This window comes from Gilvimarinus xylanilyticus, from assembly GCF_024195295.1.
In the GTDB taxonomy this organism is placed as follows: Bacteria; Pseudomonadota; Gammaproteobacteria; order Pseudomonadales; family Cellvibrionaceae; genus Gilvimarinus; species Gilvimarinus xylanilyticus.
In genome coordinates, this window is the sequence record NZ_JAMFTH010000001.1 from 696,035 (window position 1) to 714,979 (window position 18,945).

At 52.9% G+C, this 18,945-nt stretch carries 9 protein-coding genes; 6 read left to right on the forward strand and 3 right to left on the reverse strand.

What is annotated here, in order from left to right:
- Positions 1–55: 55 nt before the first annotated feature.
- Both rhaI and M6D89_RS02990 read right to left on the reverse strand, forming a co-directional pair.
- On the reverse strand, positions 56–1,348 hold the full coding sequence (gene rhaI / locus M6D89_RS02985) for an L-rhamnose catabolism isomerase (RefSeq protein WP_253966546.1): 1,293 nt from the start codon (positions 1,346–1,348) through the stop codon (positions 56–58).
- 91 nt (positions 1,349–1,439) lie between these two features.
- A complete protein-coding gene (locus tag M6D89_RS02990; RefSeq protein WP_253966547.1) occupies positions 1,440–3,539 on the reverse strand; it encodes a bifunctional rhamnulose-1-phosphate aldolase/short-chain dehydrogenase in 2,100 nt (699 codons plus the stop codon).
- Between the two features lie 238 nt (positions 3,540–3,777).
- Here M6D89_RS02990 and M6D89_RS02995 point away from each other — a divergent pair, with 238 nt between their 5' ends.
- The 4 genes from M6D89_RS02995 to M6D89_RS03010 all read left to right on the forward strand — a co-directional run bounded on the left by M6D89_RS02995 (position 3,778) and on the right by M6D89_RS03010 (position 9,896).
- Positions 3,778–5,460 (forward strand): purine-cytosine permease family protein, encoded by a 1,683-nt coding sequence (locus M6D89_RS02995; protein ID WP_253966548.1) that lies wholly within the window; start codon positions 3,778–3,780, stop codon positions 5,458–5,460.
- 65 nt (positions 5,461–5,525) lie between these two features.
- Positions 5,526–6,905, forward strand: coding sequence for an FGGY-family carbohydrate kinase (locus tag M6D89_RS03000; protein ID WP_253966549.1), 1,380 nt, complete (start codon positions 5,526–5,528; stop codon positions 6,903–6,905).
- Positions 6,906–6,924: 19 nt separating this feature from the next.
- On the forward strand, positions 6,925–8,913 hold the full coding sequence (locus tag M6D89_RS03005; RefSeq protein WP_253966550.1) for a rhamnogalacturonan lyase: 1,989 nt from the start codon (positions 6,925–6,927) through the stop codon (positions 8,911–8,913).
- Between the two features lie 161 nt (positions 8,914–9,074).
- Positions 9,075–9,896: a 3-keto-disaccharide hydrolase gene (locus tag M6D89_RS03010; RefSeq protein ID WP_253966551.1), complete on the forward strand. Its 822-nt coding sequence runs from the start codon at positions 9,075–9,077 to the stop codon at positions 9,894–9,896.
- 120 nt (positions 9,897–10,016) lie between these two features.
- On the opposite strand, the gene M6D89_RS03015 is transcribed toward M6D89_RS03010, so the two are convergent.
- Entirely contained in the window at positions 10,017–13,028 is a 3,012-nt protein-coding gene (locus M6D89_RS03015; RefSeq protein ID WP_253966552.1) for a TonB-dependent receptor, read from the reverse strand.
- Between the two features lie 673 nt (positions 13,029–13,701).
- Here M6D89_RS03015 and M6D89_RS03020 point away from each other — a divergent pair.
- The gene (locus tag M6D89_RS03020) at positions 13,702–17,580 is read left to right on the forward strand and encodes a rhamnogalacturonan lyase family protein (protein ID WP_253966553.1); all 3,879 of its coding nucleotides are present in this window, start codon (positions 13,702–13,704) and stop codon (positions 17,578–17,580) included.
- 297 nt (positions 17,581–17,877) lie between these two features.
- A complete protein-coding gene (locus M6D89_RS03025; RefSeq protein WP_253966554.1) occupies positions 17,878–18,903 on the forward strand; it encodes a TRAP transporter substrate-binding protein in 1,026 nt (341 codons plus the stop codon).
- The last annotated feature ends 42 nt before the right edge of the window (positions 18,904–18,945 follow it).

The window sequence follows — 18,945 nt, forward strand, 5'->3', positions numbered from 1 at the left end:
AAAAAAGGAAAGAAAAAAGTGCCGGCCGAAGAGAGAGCCGGCACCAAAGAGGGTGTTACACAATACCGGAGCGGCTGCCGCCTGTATCCGGCCGCGCTTTAGCGGCTTGCTGACGATAGCCGGAAGCTCGGTATGTCGCGAGTGAGTCAATGGCGGCATTTTTGTTTTTGCGTGCCATGGCAAGAATGGGAGAGACGTCGGTATTAAAGGCAGCCTTTAATGTGTTGCTGGCCATAATAGCGTCGTTGTCGTTTTGGTAGTTTTCCAGCGCGTTGCGATCTACCAGTAGCGCTTTAATAAACGAACGCTGAACTTCGGTGGCCGAGTTAATCAGACTCTCAATTGGGTCGGTCACATTGTGCGACTGATCCAGCATATAGGCGGGAGCAAAGCCTTCCTGTTTGCGGTGCTCGGCATCCACCAGTTCATTAAAAATTAAAAACTGTTGGTAGGGGTGTAGCGAGCCACTGTCCAGATCGTCATCGCCGTATTTACTGTCATTAAAATGGAAGCCGCCCAGCTTTTTAAACTGGATTAAACGCGAGACAATCATTTCAATATTCACGTTGGGAGCGTGGTGCCCCAGATCCACCAGAGATTTGCAGCGCTCGCCGGTTTCCATGGCGGCGAGAATATTCGAGCCCCAATCCTGAATCACAGTAGAGTAGAACGCCGGTTCGAACATTTTGTGTTCGATGTGCATTTCCCAGTCGTTCGGCAGGCCCTGGTAAATGGCTTTGGCGCTGGCGAGATAGCGCTCGAACGCGCGCTGGAAATGTTGTTGCCCCGGATGGTTCGAGCCATCGCCCACCCAAACGGTCAGCACCTTTGAGCCCAGTTGTTTGCCCCACTCGATAACTTGCAAGTTGTGGGCAACGGCCTGTTCGCGCACTGCTGCATCGGCGTGGCTCAGGCTTCCGTATTTGTAGGAGCGTTCCTGATCCGGCTGATCTTGAAAGGTGTTGGAGTTAACCGAGCTCCAGCCCAGTCCGTACTGATCGGAATGCGCTTTTAATTCAGTAAAATCGTCGACGGCATCCCAGGGAAAGTGTGGCGAAATCTCGCTGGTGCAGCCGGACATTTGGTTAATGACGGCGCAGTCTTCGACTTTTTCAAAAATATTGCGCGGCTCACCAACGCCCGGAAAACGCGCGAAACGCGTACCACCGGTGCCAGTGCCCCAAGAGGGTACGGCGATGTCGAACGCTTCGGCTTGCTCGGTTAGCGCTTGAATATTTAAACCGCGACGCTCGAGTTGTTCACCCAGTGCATCAAAGTCTTTTTGCAAGTCGGGGGTCAGCTGATCGTTTTTTTCGGCGACCAAATCCGGGGAAATAGGGTATTTCATATTATCGTCCCGTTGTTTCCGGTGGTTATTATTTGCGCGCCCCGGTGAAGCATGGGGCGCTTATCTGTCTATTTATTTTATCGCTGTTCTGTTAGCGAGTGAACGAGGGCGCATGGCCTGCGTCGACGTTGATGATATTCCCGGTAGACTTGGCTGACAAATCCGCGGCAAAAAAGTAGGTTGCCTCGGCGATGTCTTCGGGCAAAACAGAGCGCTTTAGCATGCTGCGCTGACGGTAATGTTCTTCCAGCTCGTCGTTGCTGATGTCGTAAGCGGCGGCGCGCTCTTTGCGCCAGTCGCCGTCCCAGATTTTAGAGCCGCGCAGCACGGCGTCGGGGTTGACCACATTGCAGCGAATGCCCACGGGTGCGCCTTCCAGGGCGATACAGCGAGCCAGTTGTATCTCTGCCGCCTTGGCGGTGCAGTAGGCCGAGGCGCCGGGGGAGGCGACCAGGCCGTTCTTGCTGACTACGAATACCACCGAGCCGCCAGTGTTCTGGCGCTTGAGCAGCTTAAAGCCTTCGCGCCCGACCAGGAAATAACCCGTGGCCAGAATATCGATATTTTTATTCCACAAATCCAGGCCGGTTTCTTCCAAGGGGGCCGAGCTGGCAATGCCCGCGTTAGACACCAGAATATCGATGCCGCCGTATTCGCGCGCCACGCTTGCCATGGCATCAACGACCGTGTTTTCTTTCGTTACATCGCAATGAACCTGGCGCACGACATCTTTGCCAAACACGCTGATTAATTCTTCGCTGGTGTTCTCCAATGCCTTGGCGTCAATATCGGCCAGCATAACGCACGCGCCTTCGCGCAGCATGCGCGCAGCGGTGGCTTTGCCGATGCCACCGGCGCCGCCGGTAATAAACGCCACCCGGCCGGCGAGGGATTTGGGTTTGGGCATGCGCTGGAGCTTGGCTTCTTCAAGCAGCCAGTATTCGATATCGAAAGCCTCTTGTTCGGGCAGGCCCACATACTCGCTCACCGCGCTCGCTTCACGCATAACGTTAATAGCATTAACGTAGAACTCGCCGGCGATGCGGGCGGTGGCCTTGTCTTTGGCAAAAGTGATCATGCCCACGCCAGGCACTAAATACACCACAGCGTTGGGGTCGCGCATGGCCGGGCTGTTGTCGCGTTTACAGCGGTTATAATAGTCCGCGTAGTCCTTGCGATAATCTTCCAGTTGGCCGTCTAGGCCTTGGGTGCAGCGCGCCAGCTCGTCTTCCAGGTTAGACGCGGTGGGGTCGAAGTCCACCACCAGCGGACGAATTTTGGTGCGCAAAAAATGGTCGGGGCAAGAGGTGCCCAGGGCGGCCAGGGGCTCCAGCTCGGCCGAGTTTACAAATTCGATCACCGTATCCGAGTCGTTAAAGTGACCCACTTTGTATTGCTCGTTGGTAATTTTCCCGCGAATTAACGGCATCAGTTGGCTGGCCACAACTTTGCGCTGCTCGGCTTGCATTGGCTCTTGATATTTCGCGCCACCGAAAGCTTCGCTGTTGTTGTTGGCTTCCAGCCAGTCCTGCGCCTTTTGAATAATATCCAAGGTGGTTAAGTAACACTCTTTGGCATTTTCACCCCAGGTAAAGATGCCGTGGCCTTCCAACATAATGCCTTTCAGTTCAGGCTTGTTGCGGGCGACTTCTTCTAATTTCAGGCCCAGGTCGTAGCCCGGACGCTGCCAGGGCAGCCAGCCCATTTGGCCGTCAAAAATTGTTTCGGTCAGCTCTTTGCTGTTTTTGGTGCAGGCGATGGCAATGGCCGCATCCGGGTGCATGTGATCCACATGCTTATGCGGAATGTACGCGTGCAGAGGCGTGTCGATGCTCGCGGCTTTGGGGTTGAGGTTAAAGGTGCAGTGGGGCAGGTAGCCCACCATTTCATCTTCGTGTTCAAGCCCGCGGTAGAGTGATTTGAGCTGCTGCAGCTTTTCCATATAAAGGGTAGAGAAGCCATCGAGGGCAATGGAGCCCAGGTCGCCCCCAGAGCCTTTAACCCACAGAACCTCGGCCTCGCCGCCGGTGAGAGGATCGGTCATGTTGATTTTGGCGGAGGTGTTGCCGCCGCCGAAGTTGGTGATGCGTAAGTCTGAACCGAGCAGATTTGATCGGTACTGCAACAGTTCCGACTCGCTCATGCTGGCGGCTTTCTGATCATCCCATAGGTTCTGGAGTTTTAAGGACATAATCATTGGCTCTCATTTATCGGTGAACGGTGAGCGGCGTCATGGAACCGCCTTTCTGATTGACAATGATTGTATGTGATTAAAAGTGTGCGGTCAAGAAAGTATTTTGTGTGTATATTGCTTTTTTAAGGTTGTTTAATTTCATTTTTAACGTTAGTGTTCATTAATAGTCAAATACGTTCATTTTGAGACTAGTAGACTCCACACTCTTGGAGTCGTTCAGCCGGCGAGAATAAAAATGACGAATAATAATGAGTTCGAGCGCACAGCGGTGCGACCCGAGCGCCTAGAGCCCGCACGCCATTTTGCGGCCAGTTACTCAGGCGAGCATGTAGCGGGAACCGAGTTTGTCATTGGCGCTCTGTTTGTGGCCTGGGGCGTGGGCGTCCAGGACATTCTGTGGGGACTGCTGTGGGGTAATCTGCTCGCGGTTCTAACCTGGGGCCTGATTTGCGCCCCCATCGCGGTGAATACCCGCCTGACCTTATATGCCTACCTGGAGCGAATTGGCGGTAAGGGCATCATTAACCTCTATAGCATTGTTAATGGTGTTCTCTTTTGTGTATTGGCGGGAACCATGATTACCGTCTCGGCCTCGGCCGCTCGTATTTTGTTTGATATTCCCGTGCAAGTGAATTGGTATCCGACCAGCCCCGGATTTGTAGCTGTCGCGGTTCTGGTCGGAGCCCTGGTCACGGTGATTGCTGCCAAGGGGTTTCGCCGCGTGGCTATTTTTTCTCAGGTTTGCGCGCCCTGGATGATTTTGATGTTCGTGGTGGGTGCGTTAGCCATGCTGTCGGTACTGGCCGCTCAAACGCCCGAAGTGCCCGGGCAGGGCGTGGGGCAAAGGCTGCTGAGCATTGCCGATACTCACATCTGGCAAGGCAATAAAGAGAGTGAGCTGGGTTTGTTGCATGTGGCCGCCTTTGCCTGGGTCGCCAATTTGGCGATGCACGGTGGACTGGCGGATATGACTTTGTTGCGTTACGCGCGGCGCTCCTCTTACGGCTTTTTTTCGGCGCTGGGAATGTTTATTGGTCACTATCTTGCCTGGTTGTGCGCGGGTGTTATGGGCGCGGGCGCGGCTTTTGTGCTTAAAACATCAATACAAGAGCTGGACGCCGGTGCCGTGGCTTTTCAGGCGTTGGGCACAACGGGCATTCTGGTGGTCATTATCGCCGGGTGGACCACCTCCAATCCCACCATTTATCGCGCCGGTCTTGCGTTTCAATCGCTCTGCCCGCGCTGGAATCGCACCACGGTGACGGCCATCACCGGCGTGGTGACCACGGTCATTGCCTGTTTTCCATTTGTGTTTACCCAGCTGATGAGTTTTGTCGGTTTGATGGGGTTGATTCTTGCTCCCGTGGGAGCCGTGATTGTGGCTGAACATTGGTTGTTCTCTCGCATAGGGTTAACCCGTTACTGGAGCCATTACCGAGGCGATTATGTAAACTGGCCCGCTTGCCTGGCGTGGTTTATGTCGCTGGTGGCTGCCTGGGGGTTCCATGCTTTGGGGCTACATTTGTTTTTCTTGCTAATACCCACTTGGGTTACCGCCACTTTGCTTTATATCGGTTTGGCGGCCCGAAGCGGAGCCCGAGCCCCTTATACTGAACAAGCGACAAGCCTAGAGCAAAACGAAGCCCAGCGGCGCGAGGGTGAGCGCGACTACTTGGCGCGTTGGAGACGCGAGAAATCATTAGCCCGGCGTAGCCATCGCTCTCTGGCGCAAACACTGTCGCTCAGTGTCGCTGCACTTTCTTTGTTGGGGTGTCTGGCTTTGGGGGTTCAAGCGCTGTACTCGGGCAGTGACGCTTGGGTGAAAGATTGGCTGCTGATACCCACGGTGCTTTATATGCTAGCGGCCATACTCTGGTCGTTGTTAAAAGAGCGGCAATGGCGTTCGGAACAGCCATAAATGAATCAAAAGAGCACAGCGGTTTGCTGTCGTAAAGCGCAGTTTATTAGAGGTTATTGAGTTCTATGGGTTACGTTGTGGTACTGGATATTGGCAAAACCAATATCAAAGTGCATGTGCTGGACCGACACATGCAAAGCGTTTTTGAGCAAGCTAAACCCAACGCGGTGGTGAATGCTGAGCCTTACCCGCACTTTGATGTGGATGCAATATGGGAATGGCTGCTCGATGTCCTTAAGGGAGTGGCCGGTCAATTTTCGATCAGCGCCATCAGTGTCACGACCCATGGGGCCACCGCCGCGTTAATCGATCGAGAGCGCCCAGGCAACGGCTTGGTGCTTCCGGTGTTGGATTACGAATTTACCGGACCCGATAGTGCCAACGACGGTTACGCCCAGTTCCGCCCCTCGTTTACCCAGACGAGTTCCCCCGCGTTACCGGCCGGTATGAACCTGGGGCGTCAATTGTACTGGCAGCAAAATCAATTCCCGAATGCGTTCGCTAAGGCGACGGATATTCTGCTTTACCCTCAGTACTGGGTCTGGCGACTGACAGGTGTTCGTTGCTCGGAAGTGACGTCTTTGGGTTGTCATACGGATTTGTGGCAACCGGCTCAGAACAGTTTTTCCAGTCTGGTTAGTGGCATGGACTGGCAATCACTGTTTGCCGAGCTAAAGCCCGCCGACAGTATGGCGGGAGTGGTCATCCCCGAGGTGAGCGAGGCGACAGGGCTGCCTGCTTCTTGCCCGGTAACGGTAGGCATTCACGATAGCAATGCCAGCTATTTGCGCTATGTAAAAGCAAGCAAGGGCGAGCCTTTTTCGGTTATTTCAACCGGCACCTGGGCGATTACCATGGCCAATGGTGGTAAGGATGCTGTTTTGGATGAATCCCGGGATATGTTGATGAACGTTGATTTTCGCAGCACACCCGTAGCCTGTGCGCGTTTTATGGCGGGCCGGGAGTACGAAAGTATCTGTAAGCAAATGGGCACTTCCCCGGCCGAGCCATACACGTTGCACGATCTGGAACGCATTATCGAAACGGACGCCTATGCAGTGCCCGCCTTCTGCGACAACTCCGGCCCTTTTGCCGGGAAGAGCGGATCGGTCAACACGGACCAAAGTATTCATGGCGCTGCCCTCGCGTCTTTGTACTGCGCCCTGATGCTGGATTTGGAACTGGAATTGTTGAATGCCGAAGGCGATATTTTTTTGGAAGGTGCGTTTTTAAAAAATGCGTTGCTTTGTCAACTGTTGGCCACTCTGCGCCCCGAGCAGCGGCTGTTTTTATCCGGCGATTCAACCGGCACTGTGAAAGGAGCGGCTGCATTAGCTGATCCCGACGCGTCCGTTGCGGAAGAACGAGTGCGCTGTGAATCATTGTCGCTGAGTGGGCTTGGGTCCTATCGCGAGCGTTGGCGAGCGCGTTGTCAGTCTTTGTAAATAATGAGGTATAAACATAATGCGAATCCCTGTTAAAAAGTCTTCAGAAGCGACCTTAAAGCGTAAAGGGGCGGGGGCTCTGGTCTGCGGTTTGTCACTGGCGGTGGCGGCTTGTAGCTCGGGGCCGGAATCGGCGGAGCGCCAAAGCAGCTCAACACAAGTTTATTCTGGTGCTCGCCAGCTTGAACAGCTTGATCGTGGGTTAATTGCCGTTCCCGCCGACGAGGGCGTTCTGGTGTCCTGGCGAAAGCTGCAAGGTGATTCGGATCAGCTTTCGCTTTCTCTGTACCGGGGCGGCGAACTGATAGCAGAGCAGGCGGTTTCCCAGAGCACGAATTTTCTGGATCGGCAGGGAAGTGCGGGCACAACATATGAGCTGCGTTCGAATGGGCAGGTGTTGGCAAGTGTAACGGCCTGGGAAACGCCCTATCTTAACCTGCCCATTGACCAGCCCAAAGACAGAACCACGCCCGATGGCGAGCGTTATTCCTACACCGCCAATGATGCCAGTGTGGGAGATTTAAACGGCGATGGCCGCTACGAGATTGTCCTCAAGTGGGACCCTACCAACGCCAAAGACAACTCTCAGGGCGGCTACACTGGCAATGCTCTGATCGATGCATACACTCTCGAAGGCGAGCGTTTATGGCGTATTGATATGGGCCGCAATATTCGCGCGGGGGCTCACTATACCCAGTTTATGGTGTATGACTTTGACGGGGATGGTCGCGCTGAAATTGCCATGAAAACCGCTGACGGCACCGTCGACGGTGAGGGCAAAATTATTGGCGACCCGAAGGCGAACTGGGTATCGGGGGAGCAAAAACAAGAGGTGCGCGATCGCACCGGCTCGCAAGTGACCTCAGATGGACGCTACATTGGCAACTTGAAAGGTCGCATTTTAAGCGGGCCCGAGTACTTCTCGGTGTTTGAAGGCGCTACCGGTCGCGAGTTGGATACCGTTGCCTATATTCCGCAGCGCGCGCCCGGCGACGACAACCCAAGCTCCGAACAGATGAAAAAAATCTGGGGCGATGGCTATGCCAATCGTTCCGAGCGCTATCTGGCGGGCGTTGCTTATCTGGATGGCGAGCGGGCCAGTGCCGTCATGGCGCGCGGTTATTACGAGCGCAGCGTGATCGCCGCCTACGATTTTAGAGACGGCGCCATTTCGACGCGCTGGGTATTCGATTCAGCAGCGCCGGGGGTGCCCGATCATTTTGGCGGCCAGGGCAACCACCAGCTGTCGGTAGCCGATGTTGATCGCGACGGTAAAGATGAAATTATCTACGGTGCCATGGCGCTCGACGACGACGGCTCCCCCAAATGGACCACAGCTCTGGGCCATGGCGATGCCATGCATGTCTCGGATTTAGACCCTTCACGGCCCGGCCTGGAACTGTTTGGTGTGTACGAGTCAGTTCGCCGTAACGGTGGCATTGGTTCGGCGGTGATAGACGCTGAGGATGGCACTGTGTTGTGGAGTAAGAGCGCAGAAAAAGACAATGGCAGAGGCCTGGCTGCGGACATCGACCCGCGCCATCCGGGGGCAGAAGTCTGGGCCCTGAACGCGCCCGAGCTGTTCAATATAAAAGGCGAGCCGGTATCGCCGCAAAGACCCAGGCAGGTGAACTTCGCTATCTGGTGGGACGGCGATCCGCTGCGTGAACTGCTGGACGGTACCACGGTTTACAAATGGAACTGGAATACTGGCACTTCCGAGCCGATTTTAGAGACAGAGGGCACAAGCTCCAATAACGGCACCAAGGCGAATCCCGCTCTGTCGGCGGATATTCTCGGGGACTGGCGCGAAGAGGTGATATTCCGCACGGAGGATAATCAGTCGCTGCGAATTTACTCTACGCCGATTGCCACCGATATCAGCCTGACAACACTGATGCACAATTCGCAGTACCGTTTGTCAGTGGCCTGGCAGAATACCTCATACAACCAACCCCCACACCTGGACTATGATGTTGGGGAGAAGGTGAAGAGCGCGAAGCAATAGTAATCAACACGAGATCGGCACTAACTTGCTAACTTAACCGGCTCCTCTGGGCCGGTTTTTTTGTATGCTAAATGTTTTGACGGTCGCTTGGGTACCTAAGCATGAGTGTAGGGGATAGCTTGAGATCTATTAAATTCACAAACCGAAAAAATGGAGGCGATATGCCGCGAATAATCAATAAAAGCCTGGCGCGACGGGCGGGCAATCTCTCGTTGGGTTTAATCTGTTGCGCGAGTTTTATTGCCTGCAGTTCCAACATTGCCTCTTCAAAGGGAGAAAACTGGACGCCACTGTTTAACGGTAAGAATCTGGATGGCTGGGTTGTCAAAATTCACCACCATGAGCTGGGCGACAACTACGCCAATACCTTCAGAGTGATCGATGGTGTTATTCAGGTTAATTACGATGGCTATGAGGGTTTTGAAGAGCGTTTTGGTCATCTTTTTTATGAACAGCCTTTTTCCTCATACCACCTTAAATTTGAGTATCGCTTCACCGAGCAGTGGCTTGAAGATGCGCCTAGCTATGCCTATAGAAACAGCGGAGTAATGTTCCACTCCCAGGCCCCTGATACTATTTTAAAAGAGCAGGATTGGCCAATCTCGGTGGAGTATCAAATGCTCGCGGACAGGGGAGATGGCAAACCCCGGCCTACGGGAAATATGTGTTCTCCAGGGACAGATGTGTTTTATAAGGGGAGGTTAGATGAACGCCATTGCATTAATTCATCTGCCGCGACCTATCCCACAGGCGAGTGGGTCGAAGCTGAGCTTATTGTCGATGGCGATTCCCGAGTGGTGCATAAGGTCAACGGCGAACAAGTGTTGGAATATAGCAACACGCAAATTGGTGGCGGCGTTGTGAGCGGTTATGACCCCAATATCTGGGTGCCAGGAAAGCCGTTGCAAGAGGGCTATATTGCGCTGCAATCTGAAGGGCAGGGTGTTGAGTTTCGGAACATAAAGATTAAACGGTTAGAATAGAGGCGCCCGAGGCGCCCTAAGTTTGCTCTTCTATGCCCCGATAAAAAAGCCCCGGCACGAGTGCCGGGGCTTTTTCGTTACACAAAGACACCTTCCGGCACCTTTGTAAGCTGGTTGAATTTACATTCTATAGGTAAAGCCCAGCGAGAACTCACGGCCTGACCACTGTAAGTCATTGGTGCGTCCAGCGCCCGAGGTTTCCAGTTTCACCTCTTTGCCTAAGTTGGTCGCATCGACGTAGAACTTCAGGTTGTCGTTATAGGTATAGGCGATTTTACCGTCGATATACCCACTGGCGTCGACAAATACCGGCAGGCCATCAAATACGCGCGAATAGAACTCATCGCGGTAGTTGTAGGCGAGCTTAATGCTCCATGAATCATCCTCGTAGAAGGCTTCCAGGTTGTAGGAGTTTTCAGACTGACCGCGCAGGGGCATCCGCTCGCCCGTCAGCGGGTTAAAGTCGTTGACGTTATCAGCGGTGGTATAGGTGTAGTTGGCTTTGGCGCCGGTGTTGCCTAACAGTCCTGGTAAGAAGTCAAAGAAAGTCGATGCCTGAAGCTCAATCCCTTTAGTCTTGATGCCTTGTTTGTTCACCTGCTGGGTCACATCCCACAGGGTGCCGTCGTTAAAGAAGTCAACGTCCTGTTGTACTTCGGCGCCAAAGATATAGCTGCTGATATCTTTGACGAAGTAAGCGCCCGACACAATCGAGCTTTCATCCGGATACCAGGTCAGAGCCACTTCGCCCTGGGTAGCGCGATAGGGGTCCAGATCCGGGTTGCCCGCAGTACAGGTGTTAGGCGTCATCTGATCCACAGCGAGTGGGTAATCGCGCAAGGTACAGTCGGCGTTGATGTTGAGGTCGTTAATGTTCGGGCGGGACATTACTTTTGCCGCGCCTACATAGGCTTCCAGTCCCTCAACAATTTCCAGGGTCAGGTTAATGCTTGGCAGAACATCAACAAAGTCCTCTTCAACGGTCTGGCGACCTTCAAAGGCACGTGGGTCGTCCGGGTCTTCAACCCCTGCCAGATCCTCGCCATTGGGGCCGTAGATCGGGTTGCCGTCGTCATCGGTCTGCTCTACCAGTACCCGAATGCGAGAGAAGCCCTCAGAGGCGGTTTCCGTGCGCGCGACACGCACCCCGAAGTTACCCCGTAAAACCATGCTGCCTATATCAGTTTCAAAATCGGCCTGAACATAAGCAGACTGAGTTTCCACGTTAATATCGTAACGGCTATCAATGGGCTGTAAGTTGCCACGGGCCGCTTCGGCAGAGCTGAAACCACTGCGCTCAAGCAGGGCGTTCAGGTAGGGGTCGGTATCGATGGCCATATAGCTTTCGATAACGTCTACATCCAGATCATAGTCGCGGAAAAACTGGTCGGTGGCAAAGCGGTTGTCAACCAGTACCGCTTCGTGGTCGTCCTGGGTCCAAATTTTGGTTTCCCCGTCAACCGTATAAGGGTTGCCCACGGTTTGCATTAGGTTGTAACCCCAGGCGTTGTTGGAAAACTCCTGATCGGTCAGGATGAAGCCGGTGCGGTATGCCGTAAAGAGTCCATCATCGGGGTTGTAAACCACATCAAGCTTGGCGACGTTTTCTGCAGCATCGTTCTGAAAGGGTGAATATTTGAAGCGATCCAGCGAGGTGTACTGGGTGCCGTCGTTAATGTGGAACTTGTCGAAGGTGTCGTTGACGTCATTTTGGTTAATGATGTAGGCATCGGTAAAGTCAATTTCCGGCAGTTCGTTAACCTGGGTCACCACAATGCCGCCGACATTGTTTTGTGCCGATTGAGTGTCGCGCGAATCAATGTCTTCAAAGGTGGTTGAGCGCGCAATATAGCCGTCGATTACCCAGTTATCATTGATGTAATCAAAGCCCGCATGCATAACTTCGCGTTCTTGATCCCAGTCAAAGTTGAGGGTCCGGTTTCTAACCGTGGCACCAATGGGTGTGCCCGCAGCGTTAAAGCCATTGGTGGTCAGTTGGACAACGTTTTTGTTGTCATCCAGTACGGCAGTATCTAAATCAAAAGCCGAGCCCACCTCAACTTGGAAGTTGCGGTCGGTGGCCACTTTGTCCCTGGTGCCTGAGGTGTAGGATACGTCGAACGAAAAGTTGTCGGTCAGTTGGTATTGCACTTCTATGTTGGCCGACAGGCGGTCCTCTTCACGGCCCCAAATACTGTAACGGGGTGTGCTGGGACTATACTCGTACCACTGCTCCAGGCAGGCGGTTTCCCCAGCGGCATCGAGTCCCGCGTCCATACATTGTTGCTTGCTGGAGTAATCGGCGTAAAGTTGGTCCACCGAGGTTTTGTTGGGGTCCATATCAACGTCGTGGTACTTCTGCCAGTTGGTGTTGCGCAAGCCGTTAAGCGTAGGATTCACTTTGGACCCGGTGAGGTTAACCAGAACACCCAATCGCTCGGTGAATTTATAGACGCCCGTTAAATTGTATTTAGGCATCACATCGTCAAGCATGGTGTTGTATTGGGCTTCAGCGTTGACTGAGAAAAAGTGATCGTCGAATTCATTGGGCTTACGGGTGTTGATCTGAATGGTGCCGCCCACGCCGCCTTCGGTGATTCGTGCTTCGGAGCCTTTGTACACATCGATGGATTTAACCAGTTCAGAGGCCATATCCCGGAAGTCAACACTGCGGCTGCCGCCCATGCCCATGGCAGATACGCCATTCAATTCAACGCGAACCAGACCTGATTCGACGCCGCGAACACTGACCGAGGTGCCTTCGCCCATGTCCCGTTCGAGCTGGATGCCCGACATCCGTTGCAGTGCCTCACCGATATTTTTATCGGGGAATTCACTGATATCTTCGGCAACAATGGAGTCCATCATGGTGCCGGCGTCGCGTTTGCGGTCCAGTGCACTGGTGTAACTTTGGCGAATGCCGCTGACAATCACTTCTTCAATCTTGAAAGAGGTGTCTTCCTCTGGGGTTTGAGTTTGCTCTTCTTGCGCATAGGCATGCGCGGTGGCCAGGGTGCCGAAGGTGGCGCCCGCCAATATAGAGGTAATCCGCTTCGCCAAAGAGTTTTTCTTAAACACTGGAGCTTGTGAGTTGATGCAGTCAAGGTTATTAGACTGGTTGTAATTATTCATTATGAAGTCCCGCCCTTATTGTTAGTAAGTGGAAATTTTATTGAATAGTGACTTTTCTAACAGGGGTCATACTATAACCAAAAAAAATCAAATTCAATAAAATACAGCCAAAAGTGAACGTGAAGTCACAAGGGTAACGGTGTGTGATGATCGGTAACGATTGGTAACAGCTTTGGACCCTTAAGGAAACAAGGCGCTTTAAGTCGTTTTGACAATATAAAGTTCCCTCGCGGTTAGCCGTTTTGGCTTCTCTGCTTTGCGCTAAAGCCTATCAATGCTGGCGCGAAGATCAGTGGCTGATATTGCTTGAGGTGGCTGCGGAGTACAGCATTGGCGGTGTCGCAGGTAGCGGTGCCGGGTGAGAGGGCGCTAGCCAATGGTGTCGGTCATTATACCTTGTCCGTTGCGGCGGAGCTTGAAAGCGGGCTTGGCGGGCAACGGGGGAAGTGCTTGTGCTGAGAAATCTTGGAAAGAATCGCTAAAAAACACTAGAAACGTGACCAAACCTGATGTAATGTGATTGTTGCTGGTTAATTATTGGCGTAAAAATAACGATAAATGATTAGGTCCGTTGCTATTCACCATTTATATGAACAACCCGGTTTCATCGCCACATAGTTTTCAGACTTAGTTCTATCACTACTTTCTTAGAATCACTTTCGGAGACAGCATAATGAGAAAAGACGGAAGGTATTTCAAAGGCAAACGTTACACCTCGGCAGCACGGTTTGTGCCTCTGGCACTGACCGCTATGCTCGCCGCTTGCGGTAGTGACGATTACACCCCCGCCGAACCCTATGAGGCGCCTCCTCCAGAGGATGTTGAGCGCGATACCAGTGGCAGCTCCAACGTGGAATACTTGGATCGTGGGCTGGTGGTTATGCCTGCCGAAGAAGGCGGCAATGTGCTCAGCTGGCGTTGGTCGGGGCTTGATGAGCAGCGAATTCGCTTTGAAGTTTATAAAAACGACGAATTTTTTAGAACTGTGCGGCCCGGTGAGCCAACCTTCTTGGAGGATATCAACGGTCAGCCCGGTGACAGCTATCAAGTGGTTGCGACCGTGGATGGCGAAGAAAAAGATTCTTCCGATGTTGTGCAGGTTCAGGAAAAACCCTATCTCAGTATTCCGTTGAATAAACCTGCCAATGGTTTTGTCGACGGGGTTGAATACAGTTATATTGCCAATGACGCCTCTGCAGCCGATTTAACCGGTGACGGCCAGTACGAGCTGATCCTTAAGTGGGAGCCGGACAATGCCAAGGATAATTCCCAAGGCGGCAAAACCGGTGACGTATTGATTGATGCCTACACCCTGGAAGGGGAGCTGTTGTGGCGTATTAACCTGGGCCACAATATTCGCGCTGGCGCTCACTATACGCAATTTATCGCGTACGACTTTAACCAGGACGGCCGCGCAGAAGTTGCCATGAAAACCGCCGACGGCACCGTCGACGGTCGCGGCACGGTTATTGGTGATGCCGATGCGGACTACCGCAATGACGGCGGCTATGTATTGGACGGCCCTGAGTTCCTGACCATGTTTGAAGGTGCTACTGGCGAAGCCTTAAGCACGGTTGATTACATTCCGCCGCGTGGCGACGATATTAATGCGATTTGGGGTGATGATTACGGCAACCGGGTCGACCGCTTTTTGGCGGGCGTTGCGTATTTGGACGGTAAAACCCCAAGCCTGGTAATGTCGCGTGGTTACTATACCCGCGCGGTTGTCGCCACCTATAACTTTGACGGCAATAACCTATCTCAGAATTGGGTTTACGATTCGAATAACGACACAGGCGCGAGCCTGGCGGGGCAGGGTGCCCACAGCCTGAGCGTTGCCGATGTTGATACCGATGGCAAAGATGAAATCATTTTTGGTGCCGCGACCTTGGATAACGATGGCTCTGTGCTCTACAGCACCGGCCTTGGGCATGGTGATGCGCTGCATGTGACCGATATTATTCCAGGCAATGATGGCTTGGAAATCTTTATGGTGCACGAGAGTTCAGGAGCTTACATCACCGACGACGGTAACTTTGGTGTTGAGGTTCACGATGCCGCTACCGGCGAAGTTCTGATTTCTCAGCCCAGTAATGGCGAGGGCGACGATGTTGGCCGAGGTGCGACTGGCGATATCGACCCGAACTATCCAGGTATGGAAAGTTGGGGCTCTCGCGGTGGCCTAATGGCCGCTGATGGCTCGGTGATTAGTGAAAACAAGCCCGCTATGAACTTTATGGTTTGGTGGGATGGTGATCTCAACCGCGAGATGCTCGACGGCACCGAAATTACCAAGTGGAACTCGGAGTCTCTGCTGGTAGAAAAAGAGCCTTTGTTTAACGCCGGTACCTTCTCCAATGGTTTGGCTGTTTCTAATAATGGTACCAAGGCCACACCGGCATTATCGGCGGATATTCTGGGGGACTGGCGTGAAGAGGTTGTTCTCGCCAATGAAGCAAGCACCCGTTTGATGGTTTACTCAAGCAATATTCCCACGGATGTTCGCTTGCCGACCTTGATGCATGATCGCCAGTACCGCACTGCCATTGCCTGGCAGAATGTGGGTTACAACCAGCCGCCGCACCCAAGCTTTTATATGGGGTCGGACATGGAGTTGTATGATCATGTCATCAAAGAATTGCCCCAGTTTAAAACCCAGGCCGTTCCCGGCCAGGCGGCAACCGGGGTTACCGCACAGGGTAATAACGACAACATTCTGATCAAGGTTTACCCAGGGGGTGCTGAGCTGGGTTCGGCCACTATCTTCCGTGCGACAGTTAATGATCGTTCAGCGGCGACAGAGGTCGGTATGCTGGAAGGTGGGCAAACGTCGTTTGTCGATGAGTCTGCCGTTCCCGATGTGACCTATTACTATTGGGTTGAAGCGGACGTTGCCGGGCTTGACGGAGCTTATTCGGCGCGTATGACGTCTACGCTTATTCCCAGAGTTGCTGTAGCAAGCATGGATAACTATGTGGATTTAACCTGGGCGACCAGTCTTAACCTGAGTGATGTCTATATCTATCGCGCTCAAACCGACGAGGAGGGGATGATTCCCGAAAAGCCGACGTCGTCTTATGCGCAGGTGAGTGGCAAGGCCAGAACCTGGAGCGATGCAGGTACCGAAGAAGGGCAAAAATACTATTACTGGGTTGAGCTGGTAACAGCTTCTGGTGATTCCATTGTTGCCGATCCCGTGTTTGGTGAAAATCTCGTTGTTCCCAAAACAAACCTGAATGCGACCTATGAAAACGGCGTTTTGAATGTTTGTTGGAATCTTGAGAATGTCGAGCCGGGCGCTACCTACAACGAGCTCTACCGCAATGATCAAAATCAGGCAGGTGGTCGCACGCGGATTTATCCCATCAGCGATCCGGCTGTGATCTACGAAGGTTGTTTTGAGGACGTAGGGCCTGAAGGTGGTTTCCCTGAGGGGCAAGGTTACTGGTATATGTTCAAGCAGGTCGGTAACACGGAAATTGTCGGTCCGTTTGGTAACGGTCTTGCGAGCAATGTAACCAACCTGTCGGCTGGGTTGGATCCTTTGCTGGGCACGATTAACCTAACCTGGAACCTTTGGAACTTTGGTCAGGATATCGTTAATGTTGATCTGTATCGCAATACCAGCGCCTCGATGAGTGGCCGAACTCTGGTGAGTGAAGGTGTGCGCGCCCATGACGGTCGCTTGCGTGACACAGGTGGTGCTGACGGCTTTGTGGAAGGGGAAACCTACTGGTACTCCTTTGAAGTGTTACTGGCCGATAACACCGTGATCAATACTGATCCGGAAGGTGAGGTGTTGTTTGAATTGCCCGCGCCCGAGACCAACCTGATTACTCGTTTGGAAGACGGTGGTATTCGTATCGACTGGGATCTGGAAAACTTCCAGGGCGAGCTAAGTCAGATTGAGTTGCTGCGCAATACCGACGCTTCGGACCAGGGCGCTATGGTGGTTGCTTCTGAAGGGCTTGAGCCTCGTGGCGTGTACGCCGAGTACGAGGGGGTCGTGGAAGGGCAGACCTACTGGTACATGATGCGCGTCACTATGGCGAACGGCGATATTATTACCGGCGAGCCTATGGGCGAAATCGTGTACGAAGCCAATCCAACTACCACGAGCGTAACCATTAACGAAAATGAAGATGGTTATTGCGAGATTTCAAATGGTGCGATTGAGAGCAACTGGGCAGGCTTTGAAGGTGATGGTTTCTCCAACACGGATAATGCTGAAGGGGAATTTATTTCCTATAAAGTCAATATCCAGGAGGCTGGCACTTATCGCTTCTTGCTTCGCTATGCGAATGGTGCCGGAGATAACCGTTTCGCTCTTGCCGATATCAACAGCCAGATCGGTGCAGCGACAATCGATATGGAAAGCACCAGTGGTTGGGATGTTTGGATGGAAACCCACGTTGACGTCGAGCTCGAGCCGGGTGAGACGGATATCAAACTGCGCGCCGGCTCCGGTGGTGGTTTGGGTAACGTTGACTATCTGTTTATCGATGCCTTGACCACAGACAGTGCGCCACAACGGATTGCGTGCGCACCCTAAGTACCGGGTTAGTTTAAACCCAGCCCGTTAGTAAAAGGCCAGGCGCAAGCCTGGCCTTTTTTATGGGAGGTTGAAAATTGGTTTTTACTGTCGATTTTCCACGGTGTCCGGGTGCCGCTTTGTCCGTCCGGCATTTAGTCGCATTTCCAATAAAGCACGCCTTTTTATATTTCATTTGAACATTTCGTGGGTTACAATTGCCTTGTTGTGATCGTAAATGACGTAACATGATAAATAATAAGTAATAGAGCCGGTTCACTTGATAGTGATTACAGGCTTAATGGTAGGAGAATAATAATGAGGGCTAACCCAAAGCGGCCCCCTGCACTGAAAGTGCTGTGCGCATTCGCCGCCATTGCGGCGACGGTGGCATTCATTGTTTACTCTGCGGTGGAGTCCAACTCCAGCCGGGGCACGACGCTTTTTGTGGCTTACGCCCAGAACAGCCAGCCTGTGATTGACGCCTTGCAGCTGCTGGGTGAGCGGGTTGAGCAGAAGACCGACGGCGCGGTGAAGGTCAAGTTTTTTCCCGATAGCCAGCTCGGCGGTGAACGCGAATTAGTCGAGCTGTTGCAGGTGGGGGCGGTGGATATCACCAAAGTATCTGCCGGCCTTATGGAAAGTTTTTCGCCAATTTACGGCGTCTTTTCCATGCCCTTTCTGTTTGATGATACCGAGCATTTCTATCGCGTTATGGACAGCCCCGAAATTATGGCGCCGATTTATGAATCGACGCAGCACAATGGTTTTGTGGGCATGGGTTATTACGATTCCGGCTCGCGCAGCGTTTACGTAAAAGATAAGCCCGTGCGTTCGGTGGAGGATTTAGCGGGCCGCAAACTGCGGGTTATGCAAAGTGAAGCGGCGATTGAAATGATGCGCCTGCTGGGCGCCACCCCGGTGGCAATGGGGCAGGCGGAAGTCTATACCGCCATGCAGCAGGGCATTTTGGACGGTGCCGAGAATAACGAGTTTGCGCTGACCATTGCCCGCCATGCGGAAATTGCCAAGCACTACACCTACACCATGCACACCCGTATCCCCGATGTGGTGTTGATCAGCAACAAAACCCTGGACAAGTTAACCGACGATCAGGTGGCCGCCGTTTACGAGGCCATGGAAGAATCCATCGAATTTCAAAAGCAGGCCTGGAGTGAATCGATTGAAGCGACTCGCCAACTTGCGGTCGATGAATTCGGGGTGACTTTTTATGAGGTTGATTTAAAACCTTTCGTTGAGGCTGTGCAGCCCATTTACGAGGGGCTGAAACCTTACCCCGAACAGTACAAGCTTTACCGCGATGTTCGGGCATTGGGCGATTGAGTGCTGACTCGGATCGGTGCAATTATCTGGGAGTGGATCGGA

Coding starts and splice junctions, on each gene's coding strand:
- M6D89_RS03010 (WP_253966551.1), top strand. CDS start 9,075: ATGCCGCGAATAATCAATAAAAGCCTGGCGCGACGGGCGGGCAATCTC.
- M6D89_RS03005 (WP_253966550.1), top strand. CDS start 6,925: ATGCGAATCCCTGTTAAAAAGTCTTCAGAAGCGACCTTAAAGCGTAAA.
- M6D89_RS02990 (WP_253966547.1), bottom strand. CDS start 3,539: ATGTCCTTAAAACTCCAGAACCTATGGGATGATCAGAAAGCCGCCAGC.
- M6D89_RS03020 (WP_253966553.1), top strand. CDS start 13,702: ATGAGAAAAGACGGAAGGTATTTCAAAGGCAAACGTTACACCTCGGCA.
- M6D89_RS03000 (WP_253966549.1), top strand. CDS start 5,526: ATGGGTTACGTTGTGGTACTGGATATTGGCAAAACCAATATCAAAGTG.
- M6D89_RS03025 (WP_253966554.1), top strand. CDS start 17,878: ATGAGGGCTAACCCAAAGCGGCCCCCTGCACTGAAAGTGCTGTGCGCA.
- M6D89_RS03015 (WP_253966552.1), bottom strand. CDS start 13,028: ATGAATAATTACAACCAGTCTAATAACCTTGACTGCATCAACTCACAA.
- M6D89_RS02995 (WP_253966548.1), top strand. CDS start 3,778: ATGACGAATAATAATGAGTTCGAGCGCACAGCGGTGCGACCCGAGCGC.
- rhaI (WP_253966546.1), bottom strand. CDS start 1,348: ATGAAATACCCTATTTCCCCGGATTTGGTCGCCGAAAAAAACGATCAG.